Source organism: Arachidicoccus sp. (assembly GCF_050436765.1).
Taxonomy (GTDB): Bacteria; Bacteroidota; Bacteroidia; order Chitinophagales; family Chitinophagaceae; genus Arachidicoccus.
In genome coordinates this window covers 18,381-41,172 of sequence record NZ_JBNQGD010000306.1, presented here as the reverse complement: position 1 = coordinate 41,172, position 22,792 = coordinate 18,381, and the positions used below count along the sequence as shown (strand labels likewise).

The 22,792-nt window shown below is 40.7% G+C and carries 23 protein-coding genes; 11 read left to right on the top strand and 12 right to left on the bottom strand.

What is annotated here, in order from left to right:
* Together ACQR30_RS13500 and ACQR30_RS13495 are read right to left on the bottom strand one after the other, a co-directional pair.
* Positions 1–494 (bottom strand): carboxymuconolactone decarboxylase family protein (locus ACQR30_RS13500; RefSeq protein WP_429735986.1); only part of this gene is annotated, 494 nt, incomplete at its 3' end.
* Between the two features lie 23 nt (positions 495–517).
* Complete coding sequence (locus ACQR30_RS13495) at positions 518–1,021, bottom strand: DUF417 family protein (protein ID WP_429735984.1); 504 nt, start codon at positions 1,019–1,021, stop codon at positions 518–520.
* A 633-nt stretch (positions 1,022–1,654) separates the two neighbouring features.
* On the opposite strand from ACQR30_RS13495, the gene ACQR30_RS13490 reads away from it, so the two are divergent.
* From ACQR30_RS13490 to ACQR30_RS13475, 4 genes are read left to right on the top strand one after another with little or no spacing between them, the layout of a single operon-like run.
* A complete protein-coding gene (locus tag ACQR30_RS13490) occupies positions 1,655–2,257 on the top strand; it encodes a hypothetical protein (protein ID WP_429735982.1) in 603 nt (200 codons plus the stop codon).
* 19 nt (positions 2,258–2,276) lie between these two features.
* Positions 2,277–2,447, top strand: a complete 171-nt coding sequence (locus ACQR30_RS13485) for a hypothetical protein (RefSeq protein ID WP_429735980.1) — start codon at positions 2,277–2,279, stop codon at positions 2,445–2,447.
* A gap of 5 nt (positions 2,448–2,452) precedes the next feature.
* A complete protein-coding gene (locus ACQR30_RS13480) occupies positions 2,453–2,623 on the top strand; it encodes a hypothetical protein (protein WP_429735978.1) in 171 nt (56 codons plus the stop codon).
* Positions 2,624–2,648: 25 nt separating this feature from the next.
* Complete coding sequence (locus tag ACQR30_RS13475) at positions 2,649–3,656, top strand: DUF932 domain-containing protein (RefSeq protein WP_429735977.1); 1,008 nt, start codon at positions 2,649–2,651, stop codon at positions 3,654–3,656.
* 411 nt (positions 3,657–4,067) lie between these two features.
* Here the strand turns inward: ACQR30_RS13475 and ACQR30_RS13470 are convergent, their stop codons facing one another.
* The 6 genes from ACQR30_RS13470 to ACQR30_RS13445 form a co-directional block, all read right to left on the bottom strand.
* Entirely contained in the window at positions 4,068–6,464 is a 2,397-nt protein-coding gene (locus ACQR30_RS13470) for a restriction endonuclease (RefSeq protein ID WP_429735975.1), read from the bottom strand.
* Between the two features lie 28 nt (positions 6,465–6,492).
* Positions 6,493–8,832: an AAA family ATPase gene (locus ACQR30_RS13465; protein ID WP_429735973.1), complete on the bottom strand. Its 2,340-nt coding sequence runs from the start codon at positions 8,830–8,832 to the stop codon at positions 6,493–6,495.
* On the bottom strand, positions 8,832–9,518 hold the full coding sequence (locus tag ACQR30_RS13460; protein WP_429735971.1) for an ABC-three component system middle component 1: 687 nt from the start codon (positions 9,516–9,518) through the stop codon (positions 8,832–8,834). Before ACQR30_RS13460 ends, ACQR30_RS13465 begins: the two co-directional genes overlap by 1 nt.
* Positions 9,515–10,807 carry an ABC-three component system protein gene (locus tag ACQR30_RS13455; protein ID WP_429735969.1) on the bottom strand — a complete coding sequence of 431 codons (1,293 nt, stop codon included), beginning with the start codon at positions 10,805–10,807 and terminating at the stop codon, positions 9,515–9,517. The genes ACQR30_RS13460 and ACQR30_RS13455 overlap by 4 nt, the downstream gene beginning before the upstream one ends.
* 12 nt (positions 10,808–10,819) lie before the next feature.
* Positions 10,820–11,728, bottom strand: coding sequence for a hypothetical protein (locus ACQR30_RS13450; RefSeq protein WP_429735967.1), 909 nt, complete (start codon positions 11,726–11,728; stop codon positions 10,820–10,822).
* 150 nt (positions 11,729–11,878) lie between these two features.
* On the bottom strand, positions 11,879–12,409 hold the full coding sequence (locus tag ACQR30_RS13445; RefSeq protein ID WP_429735965.1) for a hypothetical protein: 531 nt from the start codon (positions 12,407–12,409) through the stop codon (positions 11,879–11,881).
* Positions 12,410–12,502: 93 nt separating this feature from the next.
* Between ACQR30_RS13445 and ACQR30_RS13440 the strand changes: the two genes are divergently transcribed.
* Together ACQR30_RS13440 and ACQR30_RS13435 are read left to right on the top strand one after the other, a co-directional pair.
* Complete coding sequence (locus ACQR30_RS13440) at positions 12,503–13,345, top strand: Hachiman antiphage defense system protein HamA (RefSeq protein WP_429735963.1); 843 nt, start codon at positions 12,503–12,505, stop codon at positions 13,343–13,345.
* A complete protein-coding gene (locus ACQR30_RS13435) occupies positions 13,342–16,716 on the top strand; it encodes a DEAD/DEAH box helicase (protein WP_429735961.1) in 3,375 nt (1,124 codons plus the stop codon). Before ACQR30_RS13440 ends, ACQR30_RS13435 begins: the two co-directional genes overlap by 4 nt.
* A gap of 29 nt (positions 16,717–16,745) precedes the next feature.
* On the opposite strand, the gene ACQR30_RS13430 is transcribed toward ACQR30_RS13435, so the two are convergent.
* The 4 genes from ACQR30_RS13430 to ACQR30_RS13415 all read right to left on the bottom strand — a co-directional run bounded on the left by ACQR30_RS13430 (position 16,746) and on the right by ACQR30_RS13415 (position 18,792).
* Entirely contained in the window at positions 16,746–16,937 is a 192-nt protein-coding gene (locus ACQR30_RS13430) for a hypothetical protein (RefSeq protein ID WP_429735959.1), read from the bottom strand.
* Between the two features lie 9 nt (positions 16,938–16,946).
* A complete protein-coding gene (locus ACQR30_RS13425) occupies positions 16,947–17,447 on the bottom strand; it encodes a hypothetical protein (protein ID WP_429735957.1) in 501 nt (166 codons plus the stop codon).
* Between the two features lie 342 nt (positions 17,448–17,789).
* A complete protein-coding gene (locus tag ACQR30_RS13420; protein WP_429735955.1) occupies positions 17,790–18,047 on the bottom strand; it encodes a condensin complex protein MksE in 258 nt (85 codons plus the stop codon).
* Positions 18,028–18,792: a hypothetical protein gene (locus ACQR30_RS13415; protein ID WP_429735953.1), complete on the bottom strand. Its 765-nt coding sequence runs from the start codon at positions 18,790–18,792 to the stop codon at positions 18,028–18,030. Before ACQR30_RS13415 ends, ACQR30_RS13420 begins: the two co-directional genes overlap by 20 nt.
* Before the next feature lie 472 nt (positions 18,793–19,264).
* Between ACQR30_RS13415 and ACQR30_RS13410 the strand changes: the two genes are divergently transcribed.
* From ACQR30_RS13410 to ACQR30_RS13390, 5 genes are all read left to right on the top strand, one after another.
* Entirely contained in the window at positions 19,265–19,684 is a 420-nt protein-coding gene (locus ACQR30_RS13410) for an SRPBCC domain-containing protein (RefSeq protein WP_429735951.1), read from the top strand.
* Positions 19,685–19,715: 31 nt separating this feature from the next.
* Entirely contained in the window at positions 19,716–20,117 is a 402-nt protein-coding gene (locus ACQR30_RS13405; RefSeq protein ID WP_429735949.1) for a VOC family protein, read from the top strand.
* A 26-nt stretch (positions 20,118–20,143) separates the two neighbouring features.
* A complete protein-coding gene (locus ACQR30_RS13400; protein ID WP_429735947.1) occupies positions 20,144–20,521 on the top strand; it encodes a MauE/DoxX family redox-associated membrane protein in 378 nt (125 codons plus the stop codon).
* Positions 20,522–20,993: 472 nt separating this feature from the next.
* Positions 20,994–21,782 (top strand): alpha/beta fold hydrolase, encoded by a 789-nt coding sequence (locus ACQR30_RS13395; protein WP_429735945.1) that lies wholly within the window; start codon positions 20,994–20,996, stop codon positions 21,780–21,782.
* Positions 21,783–21,796: 14 nt separating this feature from the next.
* Positions 21,797–22,690: a VOC family protein gene (locus ACQR30_RS13390; RefSeq protein WP_429735988.1), complete on the top strand. Its 894-nt coding sequence runs from the start codon at positions 21,797–21,799 to the stop codon at positions 22,688–22,690.
* The last annotated feature ends 102 nt before the right edge of the window (positions 22,691–22,792 follow it).

Below are 22,792 nucleotides of genomic sequence, written 5' to 3'. Positions count from 1 at the left end.
ATACTACAGGTTAATAGATTGGTAAATGTGGTGTCCGCAATACAAAGAATAACATCGACCAGGTTTTCCGTCGTATAACCAGCATCAAAGAACCGTTGAAGTGTTTTTTCCCTGGGTTTTCCCTTACTGATGACGATTTCGGTAACAAGCCTTGAAAGATGATGACAGCGTTCGTTGAAAAGAATGGTGCCGTCGACAATCTCGTTTACTTCCTCTTCAGAAAGTCTATTAAGTCTGGCGATCATTTTGTGTGTTTCCAGGCAGTACACCGATTCATTAAGTGAAGCTACCAGTATGCCTATCACCGCCCTTTCAATAGTGTTCAGGCTTTGGGCATGCTCATGTAGCTTGTAGTAAGCGTCCAGTGCACTCTCGGAACGGGCCAGCATGCTGTATAAATTTGGCACGCTTCCCAGTTTTTGGCGAAAGAAATCAAAATATTTACGATTTGCAGCAGATACTTCGTGGTATTGGGGAATTGGGAAATGTCTCATATTGCAGTTTATTTGGGGGTTGATTATTTACGGTTTTGGAAAGCTGAATTTGCCTTTTCCCCGAATTTGCCAACCAGGTTGATCGAGGCCCCTAATGAAATAATATCTTTAAAAAGAAACAGGCCAAGCAAACTTAGATAATTGAAGCTACCAATATGATTAATCGTTAAAGTGCTTGGTGTAGAAATCAATAGCGTACTGGTGATAAAGAACATTGCAGTAGCAATGCTGGCGCCTACAATACCGGTCTGGGGTTTAAATTGACCGATGATGATCAATAGCGCTGCCATTTGCTCAGTTAGGCCAATCAGGTCGGAGCCATGATAAATTCCAAACACCTTAAAGGTCCAGCTGATTAGAGGGCTGTTACTTACCAGGGGTACGAGGTCTGGTTTACATTTGGAAATATTTATGTCAGAAACGTTTGAATTTGTAATAGCAACCTCATAGCCACTATCTTTCAGGACATACTCCATAATATCTTTTACGTCCTGATCTTGTTCGAAGATAACTATTGTTTTTGCCATAAGTCAACCAATCCCCAATGAATTCATAATAGCCGAAATAACAAGGTAATGCTTGATTACAGTAACTATTCAAATTTAATTATTAAACAAATAATTATTTAAAAAAAATTAAAACAATTTCTTCTTTTTAGTACAGAAGAATTTTAATCCATCACAATGCGATATTAACCACTTAGGTCAACAGTTGCAGCCGCTTCATTCCGTTCCTGCATTCAGCCGCTTCACTGCATTTTGAACAAGACCTCGTTCCTCGGTCATTGTTCGATTCCTGTTTTCTAAGGCTCTTTTACCTCCATTGATTTTAGTCCACTGGCTTTTTCGCAAGCAAATTTCTGAACGCCGTTGCTGTTGGTCAAGACCGAGCCCTGCGGGTTTGCTGCAAAAAAATCTCCACGCCCTTCGCTGCGCTACGGGGTAGTATTTTTTTCCGCAAAGTCTTGCCCCTCAGCCCGTCGTGTTCAGGTGCGGGTGCCTACCAAAAGCCACCGGAGGCGAATGCCGAGGGTGACTTCGAAAAGCATTAATGATATGAATAAACGGAGAAACAGAGCGCCCCCACGCATGACCCACGGCACAGACCGCCAACCGTCACAGGGAATTTAAATCGTTAAAAAACATTTTAAAATTAAAATCATGAAAACTACAATAATCGAAAGCGGAAAAAATAACAAAGTTGAAAACAAAGCAGGAAACGGCCTAACCGCTAAAACAAACAATTTGCCAGTAAGTACCGCCTTTAATACAACTGCCAAACAGAACGAAGTAAAGAAAGATGAACCCGTAAAGGTGGAACCCAAATTGCCATCCGTCAATGACCAAAACGCGCCTAAAGTTGAACAACCTCACGCGGACGAACATAAACTGCAACAAGCACAACCGCAGGAACAATCACAGGCCCAGCCGATCAAAGCGGAAGTTAATGCAGTCATCAAACCCGTCCTAAATTTAGAGGGTACGCTAAAGTGGATTGAAGAAATGCACCGCAAGAGCAACCAACGCAATAAGCTACAGGACACGATTAAAAATCTGGAAAGTTTTGAAGTTGAGTTAAGGGACGAAGCCGACACCACCGACACGAATTATTACACGGGTTGTGTACTGACGATTGAGGACGATAACCGCAGGAAGTTTGAAACTAAAAACCCAACCATTATTTGGGCGGTAGCACAGATGGTAAACAGCATGTGCGTTGACAAACTGGCCGAGATTGAAGCCTCAATCGTATTGCCTCAATAAACAATAATGCCCCCTTTAAATGCAGGAGGCATCATTAATCACTTACTTAATCAGCTATCCCAGGTACGAGTTATTTATCGAATTGACCAACCAAATATTTTGGGATGGTTACGCAGAAAATTTAGCCCTCGAAAACCCGGCGGCTTTTCAGTTAGAATATGCCGAGTTTTTAAACGACTTCAATTATTAATCGCCATGAAAGACACGGTTTATTTATTAATCAAAGTAGTAATTGAAACCAATTACAAAAACATACAGGATGCTATTGGGGACGTTCAGCGCAATACGGTGTATACCGTTATGGATAGCAAAAATGTAAAAGTAATTAATAGTAAAATCATGGATTTGCGCACTAAACGCAAATAGTTTTTAACCACAAATTTTTAAGACAATGACAGCTTTAAATAATAACATCGTTAAGCCAAAAGTGTGGCAGATGATAGGCAAAACCATTTCACCGAACGCAACCAGTGCAGAAGCGATACAGGAAGCAGGTTTGGACTTTGAAGTCATAAAGCGTCCAAATATCCACCCTTTGCCAAGTGGCATAAATATCATATCGGATAACAGCTACTTTACGTTTCGTACTGATACGGAGGCCATTTTAGGCGACAAGATCGGGAGCGATTATACAGTCGTGCAAAATATGCAGGCTTTTGATTTTTTCGATAGCATTGCAGGCGGTAAAAATCAAATCAAGTATGAGACTGCAGGGGCATTAGGTTACGGGGAAACGATATTTGTAACCGCCAAATTGCCCGAACATATCCGTGTCGGTAGGGATGATTTAATCGACAATTATTTATTCCTGACATCTACCCACAACGGCACAGGATGTATCACTATAGCATTTACGCCCGTTCGGATTTGGTGCTCAAATACCCTAAATGCAGCTTTACGCAATTGTACGAACGCAATTAGTATCAGGCATACGGCCAGTGCAGAGGAAAAGCTTAAGAGCGCGCACAAAATGTTAGGTCTGACCGACCAATTGACCGTTGAACTGGAGGCCATATTTAACCGATGGTCAAGGGTTAAGATAACCGACCCACAGGTTAAAAGGCTGATACAATTAGCGATGATACCCAATAAAGAAACTTACCAAAAGCTGAAAACAGGCCGGGAAGATGAATTGTCAAGCCATTATAATAACGTGGTGAGCAGTGTTTTTGATTACGCCATGACCGCTAATAGCCAACAGGAAACTACTACCAAAGGGACATTATTCGGCGCGTACAACAGTATCACAGGTTATTTTCCGAACGTCCGCAATTTCAGGGATGAAGAAAGCAAATTTAAAAGCATCATGTATGATACCGGATTGCAGAGGGGACAAAGCGCTTTTGAACTTTGTACTGATTTTGCCAAAACCAGCCCGGATGCCTTAATACTCAATTAACAGCATGGCGGGCAAGTCCCGCCATATTTAATTTAAATGCAAGGCGCTTTTGCAGCGCCTTAGGCTTAGCTTACCTCTTTAAAAGAGCTTTAAACCCCATATAATTCAATTTTTCGGTTTTAATGACTTAGGAATTAACTGGATATTTGATATCGGCTGTCTAGTTGGTAAGCGTTACCAGCACTTACATATCTAACAATTGATAATGTTCAGTTATCCTTTATTGATAGCATGTATGGTTTGATAATTCAGGATATCTAACGGATTTTGGAAATCGAAGTAGCCAACATGTTGACCCGAAGGTGAGCTCTATGGTACCTACATCGAAACGAAAACTTCATGATTTTGAACATTCGTCGAAGGCAAGGATTTTTACTCCTGTGTTTTATCAGCTTTTCATGATTTTTTAGGTTATTCAAACATGGTAAAGAGATTTTCCACGTATTCTTCCATTTCTTTCACGTCTGCTTTTTCCTTATCCTTTTGTGTGGTATTGATTTTTACAGGCTTCTTTTTGCGCGTCCTGTTTTCTGTAAATTTTTCATCATTTTCAAGGTCCCGGAAATAATATGATTCGTCGTAACTTTTATCCTCCATGTAAAATCCTTCAAAGATTTCGTTTCTTGTTTTAAGCACTTTTTCTTTTAATTCGTCCAATTCTTCGAGACTTTTGATGTTATCTTCATTGCTGTAAATCATGCTTATCGTTTCATCATCCGCCTTTGTACTTAAGTCATCGTAGAACATTTTCATATGATCGGGATGATTAATGAACGCCCGGAGGTTCTGATTGTAGTTTTTAAAAAGGTCTTCAAGTTCTTCAAATTTATCGCTGTTACTGCCATGTGGCCATAACGCGATGATTAATTTCTCCCAGTTATCCATCACATACTTTTCAAGAAGTATTAAGTCGCCGGGTTCTTTTATGATTTTGAGCAGAATGTCGTAAGCGGAATTATTCAAATCATTCAGGTCGACCTTCGAAACCAGGCTAATGATCAGGGGATCAAGTTCCAGATTGATTTCCTCGGTGAATTTCAAATCGTAATAAAGCTCAGCTAACTCACAGTTAAATGCATTTTGGTAGGCAATAGGATATGCGCTATCTAGATGAATAGTTGCCTTAAAATGATTAGGATCTTTATTGATAAATTGAAGAAAGGCCAGTGTTTCCTTTTCATAGATATCAAACCCAAGGTCCGTAAAACTGAATAATTTATTATAGCAAAATTTCAATTGGGCTAAATAGGCCGCGCCATTTACCAATTTCCATTTTTCCTCATTGCTACGTTTAAAGTATTGCAGTAAAAAATCGTCGATGGAAGGATTAATAAATCCCAGCATAATGACATTGGTATCTTTTTCGACATAACTTAAGAGATAACCATCCAGCAAGTGTTTTAAGCTTTTATTAAAACTATCCGTAGATCGGGTGTGACCATTGTTTTTAACCTCATAATTAACTCGGGCATTGTATCCCAGTTCAAGGCAATCGAGACGGATGTGTGAGTCAAAGCGATAGTTGATAAATCGAAAATGGTTACCGAAACTATAAAGGCTACCGATGAGGAAACGGTCTTCCGCGCGTAGTTGTTTCGTAAAAGAATGTTCCCAAATCAACTCCGGATAAGTCAGTGCGTTTAAGATAAAAGACAAATATTTCGATGGTTCAATTTCTGAAATATTGTATGGTTTACAGATAAATTCGATCAGGCGCGGCGTATAATTCTTATGCCTGATGATCTTCCAGTAATTTTTATCTTTTAATACGACTTCCTTATAGACCAAACCTATGTCTGCGTGAAAAATATGATTATAGAGGATTTGACCCTTATCTTTCAGATTATAGTCGGAAAGCCTGATTTCCTGTTTGTTGAGGTCAAGTCGCGCCTGCCGTATCTTTTCCAAGTGCTCTCGCGCATCGTTTAGTATGGTGGTCCGCGTGGTCATAATCAGGTATTTATTCCTGGAAAACTGAATTTTCTCAATAAAATTAACAATGGAACTTTCGCTGCTCCCGGTATGATTTAACAGTTCAAGGTGGGTTCGACCTAAGAAATCATCGAAATAAAAAAGCTGCCGTGCATCCTTATCCTTTGTAAATACATCGTCCGCTTCGGCAATATCCTTATTGATATAAACTAGCTGATATTCCTGCGCTAAAAACTGATAGGTTACCATATTCGCCAAGGTGGTTTTCCCAACACCGGGTTGTCCGGTGATCAGCAGGAATTTATTTTTTTTGAGGATTTTCGCCGCATCGTCCAACGAATGGTTTTTCACGTAACATTTTACTGTCCTGACTATCTTCTCCTCATAGAATTCTGAACGGTTATATATCCCATTATTCAGCATGCGCTTGAGTACAGAGGTGTTGGAAAGCCATAGTTTCAGCCAGTTTTTTTCAATGCTTTTATGTTTATTTAGCAATTTATTGAGATCCTCTCGTCCAAGGACAAAATTGGCATCTGGCATAAAGCCTTTAAATAATGCTGCAATCGCATCTTTATTTGCAGCAGAAAGCGGCAATGATGTGACAAGCCAGTACTGTTCAGGATTTAGTTTCTGGACTTTGGCTAGTTCTTCGTTTTTTAATTTACTGAATAGATCGTTAAACTTTGTATAATACTGTTTAGCCTGCACTACGATGGCATTGTTGTTTTTAGATGTTGAGCAGCGCAAGTCTATGCCAGCATCCTTACCAGGCTTGAAGCTTTGCAATTCCAGCAGGTAATGCTTGTTCATCAGTTCGCAGATAAATTCTTCGAACTCTTTATCATTTAATGCGCTGAAATCATATTTAGTCATGCCTGGTAAAAATTATCAAATTAATGGATCAGCTTAATGCTGTTTTCATGTTGATGCGCTTGGTTTTGAGGTTGAATTTCTCAAACTTATAACGCATAAAGGTAGACATCATATCCTCGTGGGTCGATATAAATATTTGACGATCATCAAAATCATTTCGCAATACCTCTATCAGTCCGGCAATATTCAGCTCATCCATAGATTGTATAGGGTCATCTATGAATAATATCTTGTTTTTCGAATACTTTTTATTCAGTGCCAACGTAAAAGAAATCATGAGGGCGGCCAGTTGACCCGAACTCATTGAAAATACGGCATCATAACTTTTTGTAGGGTCGGTCAGGAACTTGATACCTTTGTCTTCCTTAATAAATAAGCCTAAACCACCCTGAAAATCCTGCACGATCCGGCCAGAATAAATATGAAAGAGTATCTCAATATCTCTGATAAGTGTTTTGTTGTAATTATCAAGCGAAGTCTTATAGACATCGATCAAAGCTTTTATTTTATCTACGGCTAATTTGGCGTTGTTGAATTGCGCCTGGCTTTCGGTTACCTTGGTTTCGTAACGTTGGATCAACTCATTTTGAAATATCGCGTATTGCCAATCGATGTATTGAATCTTGCGGTCAATATCTTCGAGAATAAGCTTTTGAAATAAATCTTCATTATTGCGGAAATAGCGGCTGTAAACATCTTCCAGCTCGGCTAATTGTAGTTCGGGATCGATTTCTCTGAATTTGCTGCGCAGTTCCTTTACGATTTCTTCCAGAAGGAGTTCCGATGACAACGATGGAGCAGTACTTAAAAAAGTGCTGAAATTTATGTCCAAGTCTGTTAATGCTTTTTCACGGCGTTCGAATGCGTTCAGTTCTAAGGTTTTTATACCGGCAACGAAATTTGCATCAATCGGATTTTGCTGTGAATAATTATTAAGTATAGCAGCAATTTCAATGATCTGGCGTTCCTGGAATTCTTTTAAGCTGTCCGTAGTCTCATCATCGCTTTGTTTGACGGCTTCCTGCAAAGCGGCTGTTTGCAGATCGATATGAGCGAAAAGATTATTAACTTCTTCATCTTCACCCTCCGGCCATTGATAGCCGCACAGGGGGCAGGTTTGATCATCCGTGTCATGTGTATGCTCGCGATAGGACCGGAACTTTTGGATCAGTTGTTCTCGGGCTGTCTGCAAGTCTGCTAATATCCTTGAGAGATTGGAAGAATTGTCCCGTTTCGTACGTAGACTATTAAGAGCGGCCTGATAAGATAATAAAGCTTCCTCGCTAACTTCTTTAATAATATCTTGAAGAGATTGTGGAATATTCAATAATGAGCCACTAAGATTGTATGTTGTGATGCCTTCGAAATAGGTAATCAACCTTTCGATCTCCAATTGATTGGCTTCGATGGTTAGCAAACGTTCCTTATCTCTGATAAAATGGCCGTACTGTAAAAACTCTTTTAGGCTATCTTCTGCCGTTATTATATCATTGACCCGCTTGTTAAAGCGAAAATCTTGGAATGCCGACTTATGCTCAAGTAACTTGCGGAGTTGGAAAATATCACCATCCTCCCCAAACCAAACCGTATAGATCCCATCACTAAATTTGATTTGCTGTTGGTCCCATAAATGCTGGGCTTGCGGAAACAATTGCCGGTATTCGGTAGAACCGATCTCCTTCAAGCCCCTTTTCAGATCGGTTATTTGCGTTAAACTATTTTGTAGTTCCTTAGCAGCTTCTGCATTGCATAAATCCAGTAGCTTTTTCCGAACCGCGTCGAATTTTTCAATTTGGTTAGAAAACTCCAATACGTTGAACAAATGTAAGATCAGTAATTTTTTGTCTTTCTCCGTGTTTTTGAGCAGGTGTACATTCTCCTCTTGCTCTATATAATTCAAAAACTCGAAGTTGGCCTTGTAGTCTTTATCAAAAATGGCTGCTAAAAAGTCTTGTTCATTTTCGACCAGTTCGCCTTCGATAGTATCAAAATCAGTATAACGATATAATTTAAAATTGGTAAAAGAGGTATCGGGGGCAATATCACCATTGATGCAAAGCCTGGAAATTATGTAAGTTTCCTCGTCTACGGCTAATTCGGCTTTGATCAAAATGTCCCCACCCGGATTACCTGAATGCAAATAGGGGTTTTCCAAATACGTGTTTCTTCCGTCTATGAGGAGTTCACGTAATATTTTATATCGGCGGATACTACCTGTTACGAGTAGCTCTACGGCATCATAAAACGAGGTTTTTCCAAATCCGTTTGGTCCATCAAGCACTACCAGGTCCGTGTCTGTAAATTCCGCCAGGAAAGACGAAAACACTTTGAAGTTTTCAATCTTGATTTTATTGATCTTGATAGCCATTACTTAATGATTGGAATTAATTTATTCAGGATATCGTCAGCTGATTGTTCCTCGATCTGTTTTGACGAAAGCTCAGCGAATTCACCTGATAAACGATCGTCGAGCATTTTCAGGTTTTTACTGGCTACCTTTAATTGGTTATCTTCAAACAGGGAAGCCAAACCTTTATTAGTTTTGATCGTAATCGGTAGGAAAGGAAGTTTTAATGCCAGACGATAAACCAAGGATTGCCAAATGGTCGCCCGGTATTCGTTTTTGTAAGTTTTAAAGCAATCGGCACTAACAATTTGCTGGGTAAGAAATTCTAAGACTGTTTTTTCACCTTGCTGCGTTTTAATTTGTTCGTACTCGGTATCCGCATAATGGATTACATATTTTTTAAAATAATAGGGGTTTTCTTCAACCTTGATTATCGCAGACTTGGCGGCATTGATACGTTCGATGTCATTTAATTTTATCAAAATGACCAGAGACAGGTTTTTGTCGATTTCGGGCTGGTTCACCAATTCCCGGCAACTAGAAAATATGGCAGACTGTTCCGCAATCTGTTCCAGGTTTTCCCATTCAACGACCGCCCAATAAACCTTTTTGTCAGATTCTTCTGTGAAAGTAAACAGGTCGATAGCCTCATACCGCAGGGCCTGGAATCCAAATTGGGTAAAGAGGTCGTAAATATATTCTTTCATTTGATGATCGTTTTAGCTTTTTCGATAGAGGTAAGGGATATAGTTTTCCAGCGGATGATATTATCCTCAGGCGCTTCAGCTGTATCATCATCCGGGGCATGTGTAATGATATTTTGAAGAGAGCCATATACTGAAGGGACATCAATCTGGGCAGTAATCAGATTACTGGTTTGGTAAGGCAGGTCGAGGTCTGTCTCTTTAACATTTTCAATAATGGCTTCACAAACGTCGAAAGCTTTATGCTGGGGCCTGCTGATGGTTGTAGGTATTAAAAATGCGGAGGGTTCCTCTTTCCAGCCGAACGGACTTGCAGGCAAATCTTCGATGAGCCGGAATTGCCTGAGCGCTGCAAAAAATGCATCCTTCATTTCCTCAGTGTTGGTATTGTGGTGTTTGTAATCGAAGATATTGTTAAAGATGAATTTGCGTTGCGGAATGATGCGTCTCATGAATTTCACCAATTGATCATCCGTCAGCATATTGATATAGCGGAGGTATTTGTACATTTTTTTCCTGTTGGTGTCATCCATGCTTTCGCTGCATTCCACGCAAAACTCCTGGTGATAAACATTAAGATCCCTTTTAATCAGGAAAAAGAAATACGCCTTACCGGAAGCCCTGGCAATCAGGTTTTCCGAAAGCAGTCCGATAAAACTCTGAAAGGGTATCACTTCTGTATAAGCATTGAAATTGTCTGACCCCTGGCTCAGATGAACCTTTTGGTGAATTTTAATCACTTTATCCTGTATGACGTCCTCCAATACATTACGGGTGATCGTGAGATAATCGGGTTTGATCTTCCAGTCAAGTTCAGGTTCTCTTGCTATATAATAAGTTTTAATTGCTTCTTCCAGCAATTCATCTATTTTATCTAAGGGGCAATAATACTTTCCATCACTGTATTTATAAATTTTCATCGCAGGATGAGCCGCCTCAATATCTGTCGTGGATTTATCTTTAATCTCCCTTGTCATGTGAAAGCTATAGTCACCGCATCCGACTCCGGCAGCTTTGGTAACCAATTGCTCAAAATCGGCTTTATAACCGGAATAGTATAGCGTTTTATAAGCTTTGATCTGATGCATGGACAGACATTTTTTGCCGGCATCGAGTACAGCAAAATCTTCCAAGCTATCCAGTTGTAGGAAACGGGTATCTGATTGTTTGTCTTTCCCCAATAGGATCAGGGTATGGTATAAGGCCAGCTTTCCTTGGTAAACAAACCCGCTCCATGTCGTGATTGCCGAGTGAACGGCTTCGGGATTTATGATGGTTTTCGTTTTGCTCATACTTAAAATTATTCAGGCTACCCAGGCATCCCGGTAAATCTCATTATAATCGCTGGTTTCGATCAATTCAAACCCGATGCTATTTAAAAAATAATGTTTACCAACGATCCGGTTGTCCGGCTGCTCTATCCTTGGGGCAACGTACCAGCCCAACTTTCTTCTTTCCGGGAACATCCGAAAATATTTTGCTCTTTCGATAAGCAGCCACCGGATAAACACTTCGTTTTCTTCGAGGCTTAACCCAAAAATACAAAGGTCTTTATTGAAAATGACATGCAGCCAGGTTTGGTAGCCCGGCCAAAGATGCCGGCCCTTCCCATTAAATAAATTGGCATCAGTGCCTTTGTGCAAGTAATCTCTTGCTTTGGTCACTGATCCCATGTATTGTGAAAGCCCCAGTCGGATGCTTCGTGGATACTTGATGAAGCCGTTGATAAACCAAAGGGCGAAATCGGCGGCAGGGTCTTGGATCGGATGGTCATTATAATAGCTTGACCATGGATAGAAGTCGGTAAAACGGCCCTTATCCATGTTGTATAGATTTAGCCCGAGCCCTTCGGCCAGGATAAGGTCAAAATTGGTGGTGAGTACGGGGGCGTTCAATTCCCGCGCCTTTCGCATAAATCCGAGGTGGTGAGCTTGTCCGGAAGAACCGCCTAAGTGTCTCGCTGCCTCTTTTTGAATTTCGTATGGGAGATTAGGATTTTCCTGGTTGGCCAAATCCAGCAAGTCATAGAATTCAGTGATGGTTATTCCCTGGGGTACCGATTCAAAGACATTGGGCGCAAACCTTTGCCATAAGCGCAATAATAATTGATCCCAGGAAATACCATCAGGGCTTTCTTGATATCGGTTAATCCCGTTGCCGACAATAAAAGCGATATTGGCTGAATGATCTCTCAGCAGTTCCCGAAAAGTCATGAAATTTGTATTGGGATTAATGAAAGTTTACGGAAATATTGTGCAGCAGGCATGGGACACGATAGGTTTATTAATCAAAAATAAATATATCCTTCGAATTTTCCGCTCTTTCTCATCTTGGAGATAGAAACAATTTTCGGCGCTAAATGGTTAAAATAAACTTAGTTGAACCATGCCAACCAACGTCTTTTCAATATCACGCAGGGTAGCCAGGATGACCGGTTGTTTATCGTTGGTCGTATCGGTGCTGTCTATCTTTTTAACCATCATATTTTTTAATTCAATCAGGGCAAAATTCAGTGCGTCTTCACGGCTTTTAAATTGTTTGCCGTAAACTGATAAGCCATAACAGCCACCAGTAACGCCAAAGCTGTAATTCATACCGTAGGTCCATACATGGTTGATGCCCCGGCCAAGATAGATCAAGCTATGGTTACCATAACGGCTTTTGCCGCCAAAGCTTAATTCTTCAAAAAAATAGCTACTGATAAGGGGTGTAAGTAAGGGTCTGCCCGCCGGAGGGCGAGAAGGATTGGCTGATATGGCGCATGGGTACGGACCGATACGGGTAATACTCTGGTAATCCGGCAGGCAGACGCTTGCTTTGGGGCCTAAAAATTGATGAACGGCAGGGAACCTATTGTCAGGTAACGGCCGCATTAGAGATGGCAGCGGCATCATTTAAGAAAGAAAGATACAGCTGACAGCACGGGTCGGAGGCAATGCCATCCGAAATAAAAAAATGCCTAACTTAGTCCTTAAAACCTTAATTCTATGCCTTCACAAGCCGACCTGATTGGTGAACACCCTATAGCACCAAATATTTTTGATACTTATTTTTCCTGTACTGATCACGCACCTACCGCGACACAATGCCACCGTTCTCTGGTTGAAAAAACAGATCTCGACGACAATGCGCTTATTGATTGGCTGGCCCATAAAATAATTGATCACCATTACGACCCCGATAAATTGGAAAGATTGAAAAGGGCTTACGAAAGAGTGGGTTTTCCGCTATACGCAGCACAGCACCGCCAGTTGCCGGAGGCTGACCGCACCAAGAAGGGCAATGGAACGGAAGTTATGCTGATCGAGTATATAGATAGTTGCCAGGCTGACCGTAATTTATTTAAGGCATATAAGTTCCGATATAATCCAAATGTGGATCAATCGATGAAGGGAGACGATTCATTGATGATAGATCTGATAAAAGATGACCAGGGCAATGATGACCTGCGCATATTTCTGGGCGAAGCAAAATTCAGAAGTGTGCCAGACCGGGCTGTGCTGACGGAACTCAGTTCATCTTTGGGTAAAGACAAATTGCCGATCTCTTACTCTTTCTTAGTGGACGTGTTATTTAAAGATCCGGCGACGGAGGCAGTTGGCCGTTTACTGGAAAATTTTTTGATGACCGAGATCAAGACCAAGGGTAACCTTAGATATGCAGGCCTGCTGCTGAGTAACTCACGTACGCCAGAATTTGTAACCACCAATTTCAGCTGTGATAACCCGGCGCTTGTCTTTATTTCAGCGGGTATCGAAGCACCTGCTGACCTGATCAATGCAGCATTTCAAAAAGCAAAAGACCTGCTGGCTAAACCCGATGAATTATGAATAATGAAATTATACAAGCGAGCTTGCAGAGGCTTGACGAAGACCGGGTGGTACAAAGCCTGATCGCACAGGCAAATGCCCGGTATATCCTGCTCAATACGTCTGAGGAAAGCAGAAATTTTCCACCGTACACCATACAGGATGATAACTTGAATGTGCTGGCATTTCATTATTTAAACCTGGGTTGCAGCTATGCTGAAAATCAACTATTGGGAGATGCAATAGCGCCACTTGAGAAAGGTGCTTCAATACTGGAAGCCGTTCATGCTCCTTTGGTCAATCAAAAAGCAACCAGTAATTATTACGGGGTAATCGCTTCTATGGCATATTATGTCGGATTTCAATATTCGAAGGCTTTTATCCTGATCACGAAATTTGAGGCGACGACTGTGATCGGGCGGATGATCCGCTATTTCCTGCAACGCAATTTTCGCCTGCTAAATGATACGATCTACACAATTCTTTTGGATAGCGAACACCAAGATAGCTACCTCGCAGAACAGTATGAAGAAGATCTTAATAATAACAAGATCTATGAATCGATCATTGCTAGGGCACTGGATGGATTTGTCAAATTCTATGAGTCCGGTGATAATGATTTTTTACAGGAAGCGCGCGCACTGTTAATCAATGGAAAGGAGATAGCTGCGCTGGAAGGCGATCCTGGCATCTGGTGGATAGTACGTTTGCTATTACTAATCTCTGATGGTTTCAACGAAGCTTCACTTTGGAATGTCCTGAGCGGTTATTTTGATACCGAGGACATACAGGTACGCAATTATATCCGTTCGCTGGTTTTTATGGAACCGCGTGGTATTTATGAACTCTTTCTAACCCAACGGAAGTCGCTTGCTCAGGTACTAGATATGAATGCGCCGGGATGCGTGGTGAGTATTCCTACCAGCAGCGGTAAAACAAGAATCGCAGAGATCGCAATCCTACATGGTATGCAACAAAACCCCGATGGAAAGATTTTATATATTGCGCCGTTCCGGTCATTGGCCTTTGAGGTGGAAAGTAACCTCGAACGGGTTTTCGAACATTCCAATATCGCCGTGTCCCATTTGTATGGCGGGAGTTTATACAGTAAGCTGGATGAGTTGGCAATTGAGGAAGCGCAGGTTATTATCGCTACACCTGAAAAAGCAAAGGCTATTCTCCGGGGCAACAATGACCTGGCTAACCAGATCAGCCTGACGATCATTGATGAAGGACATTTGTTAGGTGATAATAAGCGGCTGATCATGAATGAGATATTTTATGAAGAACTGCGGTATTATATCGAAAAGAATAACGGACGTTTCCTGCTGCTTTCGGCCGTATTACCCAACGCGGATGATATAGCGACTTGGCTGACCGGTACGAACGATACCGTTTACCGCGAAAACTGGCGTCCGTCAGACGAACGATTGGGCATTTTGGAATGGAACAACGGTGTAGTTAATTTGAATTGGGAGAGCCAGGATAAGGAAAGGGCGTCCTTTAACCGCCGTTTTATTGTGGCAGAACAGCTACCCAGGGTAAAATATCAGCGTAAAAACGTAGAAAAGTACTTCCCGGAAGATAAAAATGATGCGGTTGCTGCAACTGCTTATAAATTAAGGAGTTTTGGGCCGGTACTCATTTTTGTGGGCTTAAAGGCATCGGTATTTGTGATGGCTAATTCCTACCTGAGAACGTTGGGTGCCGATTCCGCTAACCACCCATGGAAAAGCCGGAACGACTGGCGAGCCTTTGAACTTGCCTGTATTGAAGCTTACGGCGAAAACAATGGCTGGCTTAACTTTGCCCGCAAAGGGATATTGTGTCATAATGCCGATCTTCATGGCGATGTCCGTCTTCCTCTGGAACGTCTGATGCGCTCGGATCGTCCGCTGGTGATCATTTCTACCTCCACCCTTGGGCAAGGTGTAAACTTGGGTGTTTCTACGGTTATATTTTCGACGCTGTTTCAAAGCGGCTCGGAAATTACCGCGAGGGATTTCTGGAACATTGCGGGCCGTGCCGGTCGTGCCTATGTAGACCATGAGGGCAAGATACTGGTTGCGCTGGACACCAACGGCATGAACCGCAGAAGGCGTGAAGAAAAACAGGATGAGGTCAGAGCATATTTTGATAAAGGGCAAATTGACTTGGCCCAAAGCGGAATTCTCTCGTTGATTGAAACTTTAAAGGATGTGGCGGAAGATCAAGATACCGATTTTGACCTGTTGATCCAACTGATCACGGAAAACCGGGTCGATGAAATTGGTGAAAAAGCTGAAGCAATTGAAGATATTCTGGATTGGATAGATGATACCCTTTTATCCCTGTTGCTGGTCAACAACCCGGATGGCCCGGTAGATGTATCCTGGACCGAAAATTTCTTCCGTAGGTCGCTCGCTGCCATCCAGGCTGATAAATCTGAAACGATCTCTGCTCAACAGGTAGCCGAATTTCTGACTGCCAGGGTTGAAGGTATCGCTGAAAAAGTCGGTGCTAACCGCAATAAGTGGTTTGCTATCGTGCAGTCTGGACTTCCCCTGAACAGCGACCTTAGCCTGGAAGAAAAACTACCTGTTTTGACCGGAATAGTTCAGGCTTACTTACTTAATGATGAAAGTATTGCAACCAAAATAAATATGCTGCGGGACATCGAAGAGGAGATCAGGGATGTCAATGTATTTGCTGACGACCGGGGCTTGTTCACATCGGATGATATTGATGCGATCCGGACTAGATGGCTTACTGGCACGCCCATATCCGGCATCTTGTCTTTAGATCATGCGCTCGATGTGATCACTAAGCTCTATACCTTTTCCTTGCCGTGGGTATTAAATGGCATTAGCAAGAAACTACTGAATCATGAATTTGAAGCAGAAGCCGAAGCAGTGGAAGAACTGGCTATACTGGTTGAAGCGGGTTTGCCTTCCATAGAAAAGGTAAAGATCTACCAGGCAGGCATTCGATCAAGGGCCGCGGCGAATGAATTAGGCGACCTCCTGGATGGAGATTTTGTCGGCCGCAGCATCAGTGAATATAAGCGAGAGCTAGTCAATAATAAGGACAATTACGACTGTCTGGTCTCCGCTAGTACAGGTGAATGGCTGGATACGCTGAGCCGCAATGCGAAAAGTAAAAAAACGATCATTAAAGCCATACCTAACTTTACGTTTGATGATGTACACGAGCGGACCCGGATACTGGTTGCCAAGAAAATTAACGGTAAGCAATATCTCATGAGCCCTGACCGAAGAGTTATCCAGGAAGATAACGGAAATATTGATTTTTCAGAAGTAAATGAACTGCCGGGCATCACCTTTATTTATAGCAGAAAAAACGAAATATGGCGGATGAAGAATGATAATCCGTATGTACAGGTAAATAAATAGATGAATTTCACCAAGTAATCCCAGCGGCATTAAATTGATTTCGCCGCCTTTTTCTTTGCTAAATCATCTATTTTCCAAAGTTGATAATTGATCGAGTAGAGTAATTTGAAAGCCTTACTTGATTTTTCAATTAATTCCGGCCAAGCTGTATTCGCGTCCCATTTAAGGGTAAATTGCCCAATATCCATACTAGAGGGCTGCTGGTAGTTGGTTCCGTCCATTTTCTCGACCTAGTATAGCATAAAGTTTCTAAGTAATTGAAATATGGTACTTGTTTTATTTTCAAAGAAAGGGCGCTCCTTTGCAGTAAGATAACCTGAACCAGAATATTCAAAAGTTCCCATACTTTTTAGTTCTAAAAGCATTAGCCAGAAATCGTCTGTCATGTACCTTAGATTTTCCGGATACATGATATAGACATCCATATAAAACTCATTACCTTGCAGCCCCCAATCAAAGGTCAGAGTCATTTTTTCGGATTTGAGCAGCAAGTTTTGACCTGAAAAATTCAGATGACATTTTGAGGTATCCCATTTATCCTTAAATTTTCCATAGATAAAAAAGTTGGACGCAATATCCATTAACAACTCATTAGTCTGGAAAAATATACGCTCATTTTCTTCTTTACTGATATCACCGGGATGATATTGAGCATGGAAGTGCTCGTCCAGTTGCCTGTCCCACAAATCAAAGCTGGGCGTGTTGGATTCAATTATTTTTGCGATAGACATGTTTCCCTTGAAATTTTACGTTCCAAATAACTTGTTTTTTGTTCGGCTGATGCTGGTCCCATTTTACTCCAACTAATTAATTACTGGGCTTGCTGCTCTTTCAATTTTGCATTAGCGACATTCACAGCAAATTCAAAAAACAACTTTACGGCTTTTGTGAACCTGAATTGGTTGCCGGTCTTTTTTAAGACGTTCTTTTTGCTCCAGACATTAATAAAGGTATCGAAGTCGTTGACCGTGGTTTTTTCCAATATTTCCCACTTAGAAGATTGCTTTAACAGTTGTTCTGTCTCGTTAATATCAAAGCTGCCCAATTCTACCGTATCCCTGAAATTCCGCCCACTATAATCCAGCTCCCCGGCAGAGTACGGCCAGAAATAGGGTGAAGTCCCGTGTTCGCCGTTCCGTTATCTCATCTGATGACAGGTAAGCGAATTCAGCATCCATATGCAGTTTAAAACCGTGTGATTCTTTGAAAAACTCGGCGTAATCGTCTTCCTGCTCCTGAAGGGTTGCAAATAAGGGACTCGGGTAAATGATGAACCGTCCGTCCAATAACTGTGTGACGATCTCCTTGTGTTCAATCGGATAACTTCTCATAGATTTTAACTTTTGGCATTTTTAGGATGGCATCTGACAGTTGGATCTCAAAGCGCGGGCTTTCCTCGTATTCAGCGACAAAATCTTCTTCCAAGATCAGGTTTGAAACCGTAAAATATTTGGCTAGCGTAATGTTGCTGGTATGTTGTTGCAAAGCGTCGAAACACCATTGATAAAAGTTTTTGATTTCTTTTTGCAAGATGATCTGCTCTTTAAAATAGCTGGCATCCGGCAACCACTCCAGTTCCTCAGCCTGTTCACTGTAAAATACCTCTTTCTGCTGGTAACTGAACTGATCGATAAAAAAAGCCGCTTCGCTTCCAAAGTTTTTAGAAATTACATTGGCTTTCACCTTTTTTAACAGTGAGGGTAAGGGAATGATATAATTTTCTGACTGATCTACATTTTCGACGTAGTGGTAAAACCCGCTTAAAATGATTGAATCGCTTTTGATCCGTTCTAATAGAGGTAGCAGTTCCCTGGTCAGCCTGCTCAAAGTCCTGTCCAGTTCAACCTTTGCATTAACTGCGCATCCATACAATTTCTCAAATTCCCGTTTAAGCTCATAGTTTTCTGCCAATATTCTTTTTTCGCTGGTATAGCGCTGTACCTGGATGATGGCATTAACAACGGATTGCGGGTGATCAATATTCAAAATCGAATTGAGAGGTATGATGTATTCGTCTATCCAATAATTCGCCTTTTGGATACGAAGTGTAAAATCAGCATGATTATCTGCATTCACTTTCAGCGACTCACTCTTTAGATCTTTGATATTGTGATTAGTCCTGAAACAGTTGATTTATGAGGTATTTAAACCCTATAATCTTTCATAGAGGCTCTGCTTAAGCTTAAATTGCTTTTTTGCAATTTGTGACTAATGTGTAAAACAGGCACCCCTATCTATAGCTGTGTTTTCACCGCTTTTTTTGATAGTCTCCAAAAGAATTTTATTTTCAGATATTGCTTCAGCTACTTAAAAATATTTAGATATACAGAAGGATTCAGTAAAGTTTTGCACTTTCGTCAGTAATAATTTAAAGTTGGTTGTTATGCAGGAATTATATTTAATTTTGAGACGCCGGGCGTTGACACACTTAGGCGAGGAGAATGCCTCAATTTTGCGGTGGTACATACAAAACACCATATATCAGTTGAAAAATATAATTCTTTATCTCACAATATAAAAATCATTCTCTTATTTAATTCTTATAGTTATGATCCATACAGAAAATATTACAGCTCAAATAAGTGTTTCAGCAGATATTGAAAAAGTATGGAACTACTGGACCAAACCCGAGCATATAGTTAAATGGAATCTTCCTTTTGATGGGTGGCGTTGCCCTAAGGCTGAGAATGATATTGCACCGGGAGGTTTATTCAATTTCAGGATGGAAAGTCTGGACAGGAAAGAAGGCTTCGATTTTAAAGGAACTTATGATAAGATTGTTCCATTCGAATATATTGAAAGTACGCAAGATGACGGACGAAGATCAGTAATTGTATTCAGTCGAACAGATAACTGCACTGTCGTGTGCGAAACATTTGAACCAGAAGAGCGGACAGACATTATTCTTCAAGAAAAATTCTGCCAATCAGTTTTAAATCGATTCAAAACTTATACGGAAAAGCATTAACCCTTATTTAATTTTCATTTAAAAAGATGCCATGAATAAAAATATTATCTGCTGGTTCGAGATTCATGTGAAGGATATCGAACGCGCTAAAAAATTTTACACGACGGTGCTTGGTACGCAATTTCACGATGCGCCAGCGCCGCCCTCCGACAATAATGACTCCTTCAAAATGTCGATGTTTACACCACCCGTTGATGAAGGCAATTATGTAAGCGGCGCACAGATAGAAATGCCCGGTACGAAGGAAGGTGATGGTCAATGCGTAAACACGATGGTGTATTTTCCGTGCACAGATTGCAGAACGGAAGAGAGCCGCGTGGAAGCCACAGGCGGGACGGTCCTTAAACCGAAGTTTTCTATTGGGCAATGGGGATTTATTTCTCTTTGCATAGATACGGAAGGCAATAATTTCGGATTATTTTCAATGGAATAAAAATATTATTTATTAAAATTTAGATTATGAAAATCTTCAAATTCACTGTTTGTCTTTTATTCGGACTGATGTTCGTATTTGCAGGTATGACCAAGTTTGTCCACATGGGGAATGACCCGAAAATGAGTCACGAAATGCAAAAAGTAATGGAAGCGTTTATGACTATCCGATGGCTTATGCCTTTAGTCGGGACTATCGAAATCATCGGAGGTGTTTTATTTGCTGTTCCTCGAACGAGAGCATTAGGTGCGATTGTGATATTACCTGTTCTCATGGGAATTATTTTACACAACATTGTCTTCATGCCTTCAGCGTTGCTGATTGCAGGAATTTTGCTGCTGATTGAAATCTGGATAATCGTTGACAATAAGCACAAGTACAAAGTGTTGCTCAGTAAAGAATAAAGAATGAAAACAATGTATGCTAAACAGGTTCCGGAAGGATTAATTGCTCGAATTAATTTGCACTAAAAAGACAGCAAAAGGCTTTAGGGAAAATGTGTATTCACCAATTGGTTAAACATCGTCTGCCTTAAGTTTGGGATGAATATATTTCCGGAAAAGTGAATTTAAAGCAGGTATTAGTCCGACGGTTATTCGGCAAAATCCCACTGAAAAATTTACTGAAAAACGAATAATTCGTAAAACCTAATATAGGAACGCTTCTCGAACTTAGAATGTAGGAAGAGGTAACAGATGAAGTGCCATTTTTAAAAACACAATGGATTAATTCCATTGAGAATTATGTAAGTTTAGGTGACAATCACGAATATAAATATTCATTTTTGGGGAAAATAAATCGTGACCAATAGGGTTAATCTCTTATAAACACAACGACTTCATCTTAGACAATTTGGTCGATAAAAAAATGGACAAAATGGCAAATAATATTTCTTTTCAAAATGGTTACGCGGATATTAAAGGTTTGTGTATGTATTATCAAATTTACGGCGAAGGTGATTTGCCATTGGTTTTAATACATGGCGGAGGCTCTACTATCCAAACTACATTCGGAAATATTATTCCGCACTTATCAAAGCGCAGGAAAATCATTGCCATGGAATTGCAAGCGCATGGCAGAACAAGCGACCGCCATTCAGATTTATCTTTTAAACAGGATGCCGATGATGTTACTGCATTGCTCGATTATTTGCAAATCAATAAAGCAGATTTTCTAGGTTTCAGTAATGGCGGCCAAACATTAATTGAGCTTGCTCTGCATCGGTCGTCTTTAATAAATAAAATGATTATTGCTTCCGCATTTTATAAAAAAGAAGCGGTGCCAGAGGAATTCTGGAACGGATTTGAAAATGTACATATAGAAATGATGCCTAAAGCATTGCGCGACGGTTTTTTTAGGGTAAATGATAATGAAGAAGCATTTCAAAATTCGTTTGATAAAGATGTGCAACGCATGAAAAATTTTAAAGGCTGGACAGATGAGCAAATTAAATCTATTCATCTACCTACATTAATTATAAATGCAACCCATGATGTAGGAAGTGTAGAACACGCAGTGGAAATTTATCGCACTATTCCAAACGCTGAGCTTGTAATATTACCTGGTGGGCACGGCGAATACCTTGGCGCAATAGAAAGTTTAAAGAACAACGATTGGAGACAAACTTATACCGTTGACATTGTAGAAGAATTTTTAAACAAATAATTTATCTATAAAACATTATTACGCAACAACTCACAATACCATTTCTTTGGTTTGAAAGCAATGCCAAAGAAGCCGCAAATTTTTATACGGGCATTTTTAAGAATTCAAAAATTGTAAACACATTCCACAGTCCGGTTGATACGCCCTCAGGCAAAGCAGGCTCTGTGCTGACGGTAGATTTTGTTTTGAACGGACAAAATTTTGTTGCGCTCAACGGCGGCATTATATTTAAGCCCAATCCTTCTATTTCATTTTATACAACTTTTGAAAATGAAATCGATCTGAATGAAGCATGGAAAAAAATTTCAGAAGGCGGTGAGATATTAATGCCATTGGATAAGTATGACTGGAGTGAAAAATACGGTTGGGTACAGGACAAATTCGGCGTGTCCTGGCAAATCACTTTAGGAAACGAACACGAAGTGAAGCAAAAAATAATTCCATTATTTATGTTCTGCGGCGCGCAGCAAGGCAAAGCAGATGAAGCGATTAAATTTTATACTTCAGTTTTCAAAAATTCCGGTGTGGATACGGTTGTCCATTATCAGGAAGGACAAACGAAGGTCGATGCAAAGATTGTTCATTCAAGGTTTCATTTGGGTAATGATTTATTTATGGCTATGGATAGCGGCGTAGTCCAGCCTTTCAGTTTTAACGAAGCCATTTCGGTTGTAGTAAATTGCGATACGCAGGATGAGATCGATAATTATTGGGAAAAATTAATTTCCTGCGGCGGCCAGGAAGGTCAGTGCGGTTGGCTGAAAGACCAATTTGGCGTAAGCTGGCAGGTCATCCCCAAAAATGTAATAAAGTATTTTTCCGATAGAGATGCGGAGAAATCGAAGCGCGCCATGCAGGCCATGATGCAAATGAAAAAAATGATTATATCGGATTTGGAGAATGCCTGACGCCGCACAATATTGAAAAAAAGAAAAATGATGAAGTAGCTGAGCAATGAATCCATCGATTTTTGTAAAATAACCCTATCATGTTTTTACAAAATGGAACAA